Annotated in this window: 12 protein-coding genes and 1 pseudogene; 4 read left to right on the top strand and 9 right to left on the bottom strand. The window is 69.6% G+C overall.

Annotated features, from left to right (window positions below):
• Positions 1-34 precede the first annotated feature (34 nt).
• From E6P78_RS11930 to E6P78_RS11895, 9 genes and pseudogenes are all read right to left on the bottom strand, one after another.
• Entirely contained in the window at positions 35-1,774 is a 1,740-nt protein-coding gene (locus tag E6P78_RS11930; protein WP_136203515.1) for a class I adenylate-forming enzyme family protein, read from the bottom strand.
• A gap of 22 nt (positions 1,775-1,796) precedes the next feature.
• Positions 1,797-2,513 carry an Ada metal-binding domain-containing protein gene (locus E6P78_RS11925; RefSeq protein ID WP_168712605.1) on the bottom strand — a complete coding sequence of 239 codons (717 nt, stop codon included), beginning with the start codon at positions 2,511-2,513 and terminating at the stop codon, positions 1,797-1,799.
• On the bottom strand, positions 2,510-3,613 hold the full coding sequence (locus E6P78_RS11920; protein WP_136203513.1) for a 3-dehydroquinate synthase II: 1,104 nt from the start codon (positions 3,611-3,613) through the stop codon (positions 2,510-2,512). Before E6P78_RS11920 ends, E6P78_RS11925 begins: the two co-directional genes overlap by 4 nt.
• On the bottom strand, positions 3,610-4,422 hold the full coding sequence (locus E6P78_RS11915; protein WP_136203512.1) for a 2-amino-3,7-dideoxy-D-threo-hept-6-ulosonate synthase: 813 nt from the start codon (positions 4,420-4,422) through the stop codon (positions 3,610-3,612). The genes E6P78_RS11920 and E6P78_RS11915 overlap by 4 nt, the downstream gene beginning before the upstream one ends.
• Before the next feature lie 81 nt (positions 4,423-4,503).
• Positions 4,504-5,151, bottom strand: a complete 648-nt coding sequence (locus E6P78_RS11910; protein ID WP_136203511.1) for a class I SAM-dependent methyltransferase — start codon at positions 5,149-5,151, stop codon at positions 4,504-4,506.
• A gap of 172 nt (positions 5,152-5,323) precedes the next feature.
• Positions 5,324-5,433 (bottom strand): annotated as a pseudogene (locus tag E6P78_RS33380) (IS5/IS1182 family transposase); the annotation flags it as partial.
• A 256-nt stretch (positions 5,434-5,689) separates the two neighbouring features.
• Positions 5,690-6,316: a cupin domain-containing protein gene (locus E6P78_RS11905; RefSeq protein ID WP_136203510.1), complete on the bottom strand. Its 627-nt coding sequence runs from the start codon at positions 6,314-6,316 to the stop codon at positions 5,690-5,692.
• 45 nt (positions 6,317-6,361) lie between these two features.
• Positions 6,362-7,129 (bottom strand): SDR family oxidoreductase, encoded by a 768-nt coding sequence (locus tag E6P78_RS11900; protein ID WP_136203509.1) that lies wholly within the window; start codon positions 7,127-7,129, stop codon positions 6,362-6,364.
• Positions 7,129-8,592 (bottom strand): MFS transporter, encoded by a 1,464-nt coding sequence (locus tag E6P78_RS11895; RefSeq protein WP_206307789.1) that lies wholly within the window; start codon positions 8,590-8,592, stop codon positions 7,129-7,131. Before E6P78_RS11895 ends, E6P78_RS11900 begins: the two co-directional genes overlap by 1 nt.
• A 172-nt stretch (positions 8,593-8,764) precedes the next feature.
• On the opposite strand from E6P78_RS11895, the gene E6P78_RS33375 reads away from it, so the two are divergent.
• The 4 genes from E6P78_RS33375 (at position 8,765) to E6P78_RS11875 (ending at position 11,193) form a co-directional block, all read left to right on the top strand.
• A complete protein-coding gene (locus E6P78_RS33375) occupies positions 8,765-9,178 on the top strand; it encodes a BBE domain-containing protein (RefSeq protein ID WP_168712604.1) in 414 nt (137 codons plus the stop codon).
• 55 nt (positions 9,179-9,233) lie between these two features.
• Positions 9,234-9,821 (top strand): RNA polymerase sigma factor, encoded by a 588-nt coding sequence (locus E6P78_RS11885; RefSeq protein ID WP_136203507.1) that lies wholly within the window; start codon positions 9,234-9,236, stop codon positions 9,819-9,821.
• Positions 9,822-9,928: 107 nt separating this feature from the next.
• The gene (locus E6P78_RS11880; protein ID WP_240799155.1) at positions 9,929-10,627 is read left to right on the top strand and encodes an MGMT family protein; all 699 of its coding nucleotides are present in this window, start codon (positions 9,929-9,931) and stop codon (positions 10,625-10,627) included.
• A gap of 32 nt (positions 10,628-10,659) precedes the next feature.
• Positions 10,660-11,193 carry a methylated-DNA--[protein]-cysteine S-methyltransferase gene (locus E6P78_RS11875; protein ID WP_240799153.1) on the top strand — a complete coding sequence of 178 codons (534 nt, stop codon included), beginning with the start codon at positions 10,660-10,662 and terminating at the stop codon, positions 11,191-11,193.
• The last annotated feature ends 87 nt before the right edge of the window (positions 11,194-11,280 follow it).

Here is an 11,280-nt window from a genome sequence, read left to right as displayed (position 1 = left end):
GCCTTTCGCTGTCGGATCGTCTCTCGGAGGTGTCCTACTCGGCGCGTGCGGACACCGGTTCGGGAAGGGTGTGCGTGTGGGCGACCGCGTCCTGGGCGGGCTTGCCGAGCACGTCGCGGTGGGTTTCGCGCAGACGGCGCTTGAGGACTTTCCCGGTCGGGCCGACGGGCAGTTCCTCACGGTCGGCGGCGATGATCAGGGCGTCGAGGGTGCGCAGTCCCCTCTTGCGCAGATCGGCGTTGCACCTGTGGAGGAGGTCCTCCGGCGAACGCCGCACGTCGTCCCGGTACAGGATCACCGCGGCCGGCACATCGGACCCGGGCCGGTCCGGGTCCGCGACGGCGACGACGGCGGCGTCCAGGGCCTGGGTCGTCAGCAGGACCCGCTCCTCCAGGGGCAGGCTGTGCACGGGGCCGTCGGCCGTGTGGATCACGTCCGGTGTGCGGTCGAGGTGGTACCAGCGGCCGTCGGGGTCCCGCCGTACGACGTCCCCGGTGAGGAAGTAGCCGTTGCTCAGCGACTGTTGGCTCAGGCCCGGGTCGTCCCAGTAACCCGGCGTGACGCTGGGTGTGCGCACCCCGAGCAGTCCGGCTTCCCCGTCGGGCAGGACGTTGCCGTGCTCGTCGAGGACGGCGGCGTCCTTCACCGCCTTGATGGGGCGGCCGATCAACCGGTCGTAGTCGGTGCTCTGCGGGGTGTAAACGGTACGGAACAGCACCATGCCCATCTCGGACGAGCCGAGACCGTCGATGTAGCGGGAACCCGCGAGACGCCTGCGGCCCTCGTGCCGGGCGCCGAGCGCGGTGAGCGGGCGGATGTGCCGTTCGTGCGAGGCGTCGCCCATCCCGTTCCACGAGTGGATGGACTGGGCGGCGTACGGCGTGACGCGCGTGACGTCGATCTCGGCCAGCGTCAGCGGGAATCCCAGTACGAAGGTCGGCCGGAACCGGTTGATCGCCCGGGTCAGCAGCGCCCCGTCGGCGGCGTCCAGCACGAGGGTGGGGATGCCGAGGAGCAGTGCCATGGTCAGATAGCTGATGCCGGCCGAGTGGCTGTGCGGCAACGCGGTGAGCATCCGGTCGGAACGCTGCGAGGGGAAGGTCCACAGGCGGCCGCGCTTGCCGTCGAAGAACGAGGTGTGGGTGAAGACGGGTGCCTTGGGACGGCCGGTGGTGCCGGAGGAGTGGGAGATCATCACCAGGTCGTCGCGCTGGTGCCTGTGCGGGAAGCCGGGCAGTGGTCCGCTCGGGCGGGGGGCGGTCTCGTGGAGCAGGCGGATGTCCTCGGTGAGGATCTCCTTGGTTTCGCTGCTCGCGGACCGGTCCCACATGCGGGTGCAGCCCGCGAGCAGGTCGGCGTCGGCGACCAGGACGGTGACGCGAGTGCGGACGAAGTATTCGGCGGCGGTGGGCAGCGCCATGTTGGGATTGCAGTGGACGGCGACCGCGCCGAGGCTCGTGAGCGCGATGTGGTGCAGGAGGCCGTACAGCCCGTTGCGGGTCAGCACTCCGACGTGTGTGTGGGGCAGTACGCCGTGGCTGCGGTACCAGTGCGCGTACCGGATGACGATGCGCCGCATGTCGTTGAGGGACAGTCCGGGCAGCTCGCCCTCGTCCCAGTGGTCGGAGGTGACGTCCGGGTGGAACAGAAGCGGCCGGTCCCGATCGTCGGCCACCCGCCAGGCGTGCCAGAAGAAGTTGCCCGCTCCGAGCTGCCGGTCGGCCGTCAGCCGCAAGCGCTGCACGGTGGACCTGTGCGTCCTGAAGATGTTCATGGGGGTGTCTCTCCTACGTCGGCTACGGGGGTCCGGGCTCGGGGACCGGGGGTCTGGCGCAGCCGTCCCTCCAGCGCCCGGCGCCGGATTTCTGGGGGACCGCGGGGTGGCAAGGCCGCGTGTCGTGCCGGACGGCGTGCGCCAGGCGGCTGCCGAGGCCCGGGTCGTCCGCGACGTCCGCCGCTTCCGCGTAGCGGCGACGTACCTGGTCGACGAGAACGTCACGGTCCGGGCCGAAGAGAACGGCGCACAGGCCCGTCGGGGTTCCGGCGACGAGGAGCCGGCCGGTGGCGTCGGGCACGACGGCGTAGCGGACCAGCACTCCGCATCCGCGGTGGCGGAAGGCCGTGGGGGTCATGCCCAGGAGGTTCTGGGCCGCTGCGTAGAAGGTGCCGGTGGAGTTGAATCCGGGCCGGTGGATGGCCTCCGTGACGGTGTCGGCGTGGGTGAGGGCGTGGTGCAGGCGCGCGGTGCGGCAGGCCGCGGCAGGCACGCACCGCGGCCGCCGCGGCAGCCCTTCTGTGTCCTTGTCGGGTCGACGGCGCGGGCAGGGGCGGAAACCCGCGTTCCGCGCCTGCCGCGCGTCGGCGAAGAAGACCGTGTTGTGCCGGCTCGGTGTGCGGGCCGCGCAGAAGGGCCGGCTGTAGGTCCGCGTTGACAGCACCCCGTAGCGGAAGGTGTCGTCAGCCCGTGGATCGCGCCGGGTCACGGCCTCCGACCGGATCTCGTCCGAGCTCACTTCTCCAGGCAGAACTCGTTGATCGGGTATCCCACGTGCCGGTCGGCGACGGGCAGATAGCCGAGCACCTTGTCCCCGGGCTTGAGTTCGGTGCTGTTGAGGACGGTGCCGCCCGGGCCCAGGACCCGTACGTGCCAGTCGTCCTGGAGGATCAGGTTGGCCGTGCGGCCGTCCGGTCCCACGGCGTCGATCGAGATGAGCGGCCGGGTCTCGATCTTGACGCGGCCCACAGTCACCAGGCGGGTCCGGCCGTGGATGTCCACGGCCGTGACCTTACTGCCCGCCTTGAGTTCGCTCAGGTAGTTGGTCCGTTCGCCCTGTCCCAGGGTGTACGAGTGGATGGCACCGGCGTTGACGCGGAACGGCCGGGTCGGCATGTAGGGCAGGGGGTGCGTCTCGCTGACGCAGAGGATCATGCCCTTGGAGTGCGAACCGACGAGAATTCCCTCGTCCTCGCGAAAGTAGGTGGCCGTGTCCACACAGGCCCGGTCACCCATCCCGACGTGCGCCGTGCCGGTGACCTCCAATTCGACCAGCTCCACGTCGGGTACGCCCGCCTCGGCGGCCCGGCGCAGGGCGGTGGCGTCGCCGACGGCGGTGGGGGCCATCAGCACACCGTCCGAGCCGAGCTCCAGGACCCCGAAGATGATCTCGGCCTCCTCGGTGTCCTTGGCCACCGTGATCAGGCTGCCCTCCGCCTTGGCGGCGGCGGCGATGACGATCTCCAGAGGGATCTTGGTCGGATCGCGGAAGTACAGCAGGCTCCACCGGTCCGTGCGCGCGGACTGGCAGGCGTCTTCGAGCGTGTCCGCGTCGATGATCTCGACGTAGCGGCCGAACTCGACGCCGGAGTGGCGCAGCGCCAGTTCGGCGGGCTCGCCGTGCTTGTCCGGTTCCACGATGACGACGTCGGCGGGGCCGAAGTCCTCGGGCAGCGGCTGCCCCTGGGGGAACAGCACCTTGCGCACCGTAGGCGGCAGGCCGGTCAGATCCGCGGTGTCGGCGGCCACGATGCCGTCGACCCGCGCGTGGACGGCCTCTTCGACGACCGCTTTCTTGGCCGATCCGACGGTACGGATGTCGATCCAGCTGAGCTTCACAGAACACCAGCCATTCGCGAGGGGGTCGAGGGAGCGAGGGGGCCGCCGGAGCCGTGGATGATCTCGGCGAGCTCCAGGACGGTGGCGCGCGGATTCGGAGAGCTGAACACCCGTCGGCCGACGGCCAGTCCGCGGCACCCTGCCGAGAGGGCGGCAACGGTGAAGTCGGCGAGGCTGGTGGTGCCGGTCCCGCCGGCCACGATGAGGGGCAGCGGCAAGCTCTCGACGACCTCGGCCATGCGCTCGGCCGGCGCCGCGAACACCGTCTTGACGATGTCCACTCCGAGGTCGGCGGCGATGTTGACGACGTGGGACAGCAGTGTGGGGTCGTGCGGATCTGCGACGCGCGGCCCCCGCGGGTAGATCATGGCGAGCAGCGGCATGCCCCAGAGGTCGCAGGCGGTCGCGACGGCACCGAGATCGGCGAGCTGATCGGACTCGGTGTCGGCACCGATGTTCACGTGCACGCTCACCGCGTCGGCGCCCAGCCGGATGGCGTCCTCCACACCGCCGACGAGCACCTTGGCGTCGGCGTCGGGGCCGTGTGCCGTGCTGGCGCTCAGGTGAACCAACAGGGAGCAACCGGCCAGGAGTTCGGGGTCGATGGCGCGGGCTCTGCCCCGGTGGACGACGATGCCGTCGGCGCCCCCGGCCACGACGTCGTGCACCAGCTTCTCGAAGCCGCTGGCGGTGGCGATCGGACCGTCCGACACCGAGTGGTCGAGGGGCACGAGCAGGAAACGCCCGTCCCCGTGCCCGGACAGTCTGGCCAGGCGCATGGATTTCCCCGTGAGGGGGGTGGTGGTCATCAGGCACTCCCTTGTGCAGCGGGTTGCGTCAGTGCGGGATGTGCGGTGGTACGGCCCCGGGTCAGGGGTGTCGGCCGGTGTTCAGGCCTTCTTGCGGACGAGCGACACACCGTCTCCGATCGGCAGGATGACCGCCTCGACTCGCGGGTCGGCGGCGACGTGCGCGTTGAACCGGCGCATGGGGGCGCCTTCGCCCTCGGGGTCGCTCACGACCGTCGAGAACCATAGGACGTTGTCGACGAGGATGACGCCGCCCGGGCGGATGCGCGGCACCAGTTCCTCGTAGTACGCGGTGTAGTTGTCCTTGTCCGCGTCGATGAACGCCAGGTCCCAGTCGGGGGTCCGCGGCAGGCTCCGCAGGGTGTCGAGGGCCGGGCCGAGCCGCAGTTCGATCCGGTCCGCCACCCCGGCCTCCTTCCACAACTCCTGGGCGATCGCGGCCCACTCCTCGTTGACGTCGCAGGTGAGCAGCCGTCCGTTCGCCGGCAGCCCCTTGGCGAAGGCCAGCGCCGAGTATCCGGTGAATGTGCCGACCTCAAGGACTGCCCGGGCCGACATCAGCTGGGTCAGAAAGGTGAAGAGCGTGCCCTGCGGAGTTCCGATCTGCATACGCGACCGTTCCCCTACCCCGGCCGTACGCTCAATGAGATTCCGCTGGAACTCATCGATCGGGCTGCTGTTCTCGACGATGTATTCAAAAATCGCGTCGGGTACCAGTTTCGGCCTCATGAGAAGGACCCTGCCACTCTTCGCACCAGAAGCACACCAGAGCTGATACAGAGAAACGGACTTCAATATTCCATAGAATACAAGGAGAGGTGGCACCGGCCCGTTCCGGGCCGGTGCCACCTCGTTCTTCGACTCAGAGCCTTCTCACATGGCGGCGGCAGCCGGATAGTCAGGAGATCGACCGCTCGGTCTTCCAGCGGTGCCGGCCGAGGTGTTCGCTGGGATCGATGCCGGGTCGTGCGATGCGGGGGCGATGTGGCGGCTGCACAGCCGCCTCAGGTGCGCGGCATCTTCCCGGGACACCGTCTCTGGAAGATGCCGCCACGCACAGCCGCCGGTCAGCACGTGCACCCGGTGGTGAACACGTCCCGCCCGTCACTCGGGGCCGTACCCCCGCCTTGCGGACGAGACGCGAACGAAGGGAGCAACGGAGCGACCGGGGGCCGGGAGTTCATCCGGAACCAGTCGCTGTGACAGACCCACACCCATGACGAGACATCATGGCGCGGAGATCCGGCACCACGTGGGACAGGCTCTCTCAGTAGTGCCACTTCTTCACTTCGTCCGGCAGCGGCTCCAGTTCGGCGATCTCGCTGGGCTTGCGCTCCATGTACTCCGGGTTGCACCCCTGGTAACCCAGCAGCCGCGCCACGGGCGCCAGTACGCCGAACAGCGCGCGCTGGACGGGCCAGGCCGGCGAGGTGAACCGCAGGACGTCCTTGAACTCCAGGGTGGTCACCGCCTGTTGCAGCAGATGCGGCATGCCCTCCGGAGTGGTCCTGCCGTCCTGTGCGAGCCCGAAGAGCTGACGCAGGACCAGTTGTTCGAACCGGTCCGCTCTGCCCTTCAGTTCGCATATGTGCCGGGACTCCTCACTGCCCGCGTTCCACCAGCGATGCTTGGCGCCGGGCTCTATCAGGATGCTCTGGCCCGGCTGGTCGAGCACCGTCTCACGACCGTCGACCAGAAAGGCGACCCGCCCGCGGACGAGCGTGAACCGCTCCTCACTCAGCGGGTGCACATGGGCGCCCGACACGGCACCGCCCGGCTGCACATAGACGTCCATGACGGTGCGCTCCCCGCCCGTGTCCGCCGAGGGGGTCCTGATCACCACCCGCTCGCGGCACCGCGGGTTCTCGTAGACCTCTCCCTGTCCGACAGCCATGCCGGTACTCCCCTGTGTCGGGGCGAGCGCGTCGCCCTCCGTCATTCAGAGCCGCTCACCGCCACTCACGTCGACCACCTGGCCCGTGACCCAGCGAGCCCGCTCGGACGCCAGGAAGACGATCGCGTCGGCGACGTCGTCGGGTTGCCCGACGCGCCGCAGCGCGACCTGCCCGGCCACGGACCGCTGTGCCTGCAAATTTCCCCGGAGCCAGCCGGCGTTGACGTCCGTGTCCACGGTTCCCGGAGAGACCGCGTTCACCGTGATGCCGCGGGGGCCGAGTTCCTGAGCCAGGGTGAGTGTCAAAGTGTTCAGCGCCCCCTTGGTCAGCCCGTAGGCCGCCACTTCCGGAAACGCCATTCGTGTCACGGCGGAAGCCACACTAACGATCCGTGACCCGTCCCGCAATCGTTGCAAGCCCTTTTGGATCAGGAAGAAGGGAGCTCGCACGTTGACGGCGAACATCCGCTCGTAGTCCTCGAATTTCGTCTCCTCCATGGTGGCCTGGACCGAGGTCGCCGCATTGTTCACCAGAATGTCCACGCGTCTGTCCGCTGCGAAATCCAGGACGCTTTCGTCGAAAGCGGCCCAGAGCCTGTCCGGGCCGTCGGCGGCGGCGAAATCGGCCTGGACGGCGAAGGCCGCGCCGCCTGCGGCCCGAATGGCCGCGACCACGTCACCGGCGGCCGCGGCATCGGTGGCGTAGTGCACCGCGACCACCGCTCCGTGCTCTGCGAGCCTTTCCGCCGTCGCCCGCCCGATGCCCCGGCTCGCGCCGGTCACGACCGCGGTCTTTCCTTCGAGGTCCCTCATCACGCACGCGCCTCCTGATCGGCACGGCCCCGCCCGAGGAACAGCCAGACGATGAGAGCCGATACGAGCAGGAAGACGGAGAGCACCAGCACCCCCGCGTGCAGGCCGCCGAGCATGGCGTCCGTCGGGGACTCCTGCGACAGCGAGGACGTCCGCGCCGCGATCACGGCGCTGATGACCGGGATGCCGAGCGTGATGGCGATCTGCATGCTCATGGTGGTGAGGCCGGTGGCGAGTCCCTGCTCGTCGTCCGGAAGCCCGGACGTGGCACTGACCATGTAGGAGACGAGGCTGTAGGCGTGCCCGAAGAAGCCCACCGAGAGCGCTACGAGCACGAGGACGACTCCGGTCGTCGCTCCGCCACCGAGCAGCAACAGCACCCCGTACCCCACGCATTGGACCACCAGCGAGAGCGCGAGGACGGCCGGCGCCCCGATCCGGCCCAGCAGGCGGGGCGCGATGGTGCCGCCCAGCACGGTCAGCAGACCCGGCAGGCCGATCACGACGCCCGTCGTCAAGGCGGGGAAGTCGAGCACCTTCTGCATGTACAGGGTCGTGGAGAACGAGGTCGCCGTCGTCATCGCGATGGACGCGAAGCCGCCGAAGTTGCCCCAGCGCACGGTGCGCCGCTTCAGCACCCGCACGGGTACGAGCGGATTGGCGCTCTTCAGCTCGACGAACCAGAACGTCACCAGAAGGACGACCGCGGCGGCCAGCCAGAGGTAGACCTCCGCGTGCGCCCACCCCTGCTCGCCCGCGGTCGTGATGCCGAAGACCAGCGCGAGCATTCCGGCGGTGACGGTGGCAGCGCCGGGCACGTCGAGCCGGCTGCGTACGGCGGCGCGGCCCTCGGGAATGACGAGCAGGGTGCCGATCAGCACGAACAGTGCGATCGGCACGTTGATCAGGAAGGACCAGCGCCAGCTGAACAGTTCGGTGAGCAGCCCGCCGAGAAGGGCTCCCGCGCTGAATCCACCGCCCAGCAGGGCTCCGTTGAGGCCGAGTGCCTTCCGTCTCAGCGGTCCTTCGGGAAACGTGGTGGTCAGCAGCGCCAATGCGGACGGCACCGAGATGGCCGTCGCCACGCCCTGCGCGACCCGCGCCGCCAGCAGTACCTCCGACGACTGCGCGAGACCACCTACCAGTGACGCGGCGGCGAGCAGCACGATGCCGAGGAGGAACACCTTGCGGCGTCCGAAGAGATCGGCGATGCGGCCGAACAACAGCGTGAACCCCGCCGCGGGCAGCGCGAACCCCGTGGTAATCCACTGCAGATGGTCCAGTGAGAAGCCGAGCGAGTCACCGATGACCGGCAGAGAAACGGTCAGGATGGAGAAATCCGCGGCAAGCATGAATTGAGCGCCCAACAGGACCGCCAGAGCCAGCTTCTGCTGACCCGTCATGCGGTCCGGCACGGCTGGAGCGTCGGCCCTGGCGCCGGCCATCTCCTCCAGGTCGGACATTTCGTCCCCTTCGTTTCGGTTGCCTGTCATCCGTGGAACACCGGTCCCGCTCGGCCGGTTGCATGCGCGGGGCCGCGGGATTCGACCGCGACTTCCCGAACGCCCCGGGGGGACAGCCCTCAGCGTCCGCGGAAGCCTTGATGCGCACGGCTTCCGGCGAGAAGGGCGGCACTTGCGCACACCGAACGAGACCGGGCGCTTTCCCCGGCGCGGCCTGATCGCATCGGCAGGCGCGGGCGCGGCCGCCGTCCTGGGGGCGCCCGCCCCCGAGCAGGAGGCATCGTCCCTGTCCTGGGTCAGGACGGCCTACCGCGAGGTCTTCACCGACACCGGTGGGGGGCCCGCGCGGCCGACGGCGCCCACGTCAACCATCCCGACGCCGATCTTGGCGATCTGCGCTGGAACACCTCGGGGGCGATCTGCGCTGGAACACCTCGGGGGCGATCTGCGCTGGAACACCTCGGGCGTGCCCTGGCACGACCTGTACTACGGGGAGAACCATCCGAGACCGCAGCGCGTGAAGCAGGCATGGGACCCCGCAGACGTCTTCCGGCACCGTCAGTCGGTGCGCCTGCCCGGCCGGTGAGCGCCCCGTGCGGCACCGTGCAACCCTTTCCGAGACCCTGGTGTTCTGATCTGTGATGGACGAGATGGCCGAGCAGTTGACCGAGCGCCTGGCAGTGGATCTCGACGACGGCTTCACGGAGCTGGTTCGTCTCCACGCCTCGGCGGTTCGTGCGTTCCTGTTCCGGGTCTGCGGGTCGGCCGCGGAAGCGGACGACCTGGGGCAGGACACGTTCCTGCGTGCGTACACCGCGTTGCAGGGCTACTCGCCTCAACGGCGCCGCGAACTGCGGCCGCGGGCGTGGCTGATGACCATCGCGGCCAACGTGTGGCGCAACCACGTCCGTACCAGCGTGCGCCGCCCCGTGGCCGTCACAACGATCGAGGACGCGAGTCAGGCCTGGCCCGACGAACGGCCGGGTCCGGAGGAGTGCGCCTCGACCGCCGAGGAGCGCAGACGCCTCGTCTCGGCGCTGACCCAGTTACCGGAGAAGCCGAGGGTCGCGGTGGTCCTGCGCCACGTGGTCGGCATGAGTTACGGCGAGATAGCCGAGACTCAGGGGTGCCCCGTGGGAACGGTCAAAGCTCAGGTGTCGCGCGGCGTCGGTAGCCTGCGCTTACTGCTCGGCCCCAAGGAACCGCCCCCGAGGGAGGTGTTGAAGTGAGTCCGAACGGCGAAGGCCCACGGCCTTCGAGAGCCCATGTGGAGAACGCACTGGCCGACCTCACGTCTCCCGCGCCGTTGGACTTCGGATTGCGCGTTCTGCGGCACGTGGGAATTCCACAGGACCGATACGACCAGTACGTGCGCCTGGAGACGGACGCCTGCGGCCTGTACGTGGCGTTCAGCCCGCAGGCCGTCACCGGGTCCGTGCCGTCGAGCATGGTCGTGAGCACGGAGATGTTCGAGGAGCTCCACTGGAGCCGGACCGGTCGCACCGCGATGCGCTGCGATGTCCCGTTCCGAGGACTGCGTACCGCCCTGCGGTCCGGCCGCGCCAAGAACCTGGCGGTCGACCTGGGCCGCCTGTCGGAGGGGCAACGCGCCGTCCTGGGAGCCGTGCGGAGCGTGCCTCGGGGACAGCTGCGTCCGATGAGCTGGATCGCCAGGGAGGCCGGCACGGGGCAGGACACCGATGTGCTGGAAGCTCTCAGGCTCAACCCGGTCGTGCACCTGGTGCCCTGCCACCGGGTCACGTACGAGGACGGCACTCCGTGCGACGCCGCCTATCTGCCGAGCACGGGCCGCGCGCTGCGCGACGCCGAGGGCATCGACATGGAGCGCGTCGCGGAATTCGGCCGTCAGGGACTGTCGCTGCTGGGCAGCGACACGACGCGCATCTTCTGCCATCCCACCTGCGCGCACGCGCGCCGCATCACCGCAGCACACCAACGACCGTTCCACGACGCGGCCGAGGCTCACCGGGCGGGCTTTCGCGCCTGCCGCGTCTGCCGTCCCGTGACCGTATGACGGTGCACGAACCGTCCGACAGAGGAGCCCGCGTGTCCGTCCCCGAAACCGGTCACATCTCGATCGTCCGCCACCCGACGCCACTGGGCGGGCTGACGCTGGCCGCGTCCGAAAGGGCCGTCCTCTACTGCGGGTTCGACGAACCCGCGCAGGTCCTGCAGCGCCTGGGGGGCGGTCGGCCGGAGGCGGCAGCAGGGCGTGTCCCCGCGCGGCACGCCCTCCTCGATGAGGCCCGGGGCCAGATCGATGCCTTTCTCTCCGCCGGGCGGCGCACCTTCGACCTGCCCGTCGATTTCCGCCTCGCCTCCGGATTCACGCGGCAGACCGTCACCGCGCTGGACGGGTTCACACCGTACGGCCGCACGGCCACCTACGGCGCTCTGGCAACCCGGCTGAACAGAGCGGGAGCGGCCCGAGCCGTGGGTCGGGCGCTGGGTGCCAACCCGCTGTGTGTGATCGTGCCCTGCCACCGGATCGTGCCTGCCTCCGGGGGGCCAGGCGGTTACGCCGGCGGAACGGAGGCCAAGCAGTTCCTCCTCGCCCTGGAGGCCCGCGATGTCTCCTGAGACGTCGCCCCCGAACGGAACCGAGGGGCACATCCCCCGCGCTCTCGGTTCCTCCGGGTCGGCTGTCCGCCTTGCACGAGGCGGACA

This window comes from Streptomyces sp. A0958 (assembly GCF_004795035.1).
Lineage (GTDB): Bacteria > Actinomycetota > Actinomycetes > Streptomycetales > Streptomycetaceae > Streptomyces.
Note: the sequence above shows the minus strand (reverse complement) of the source record. Positions and strands in the feature narration are given on the sequence as shown.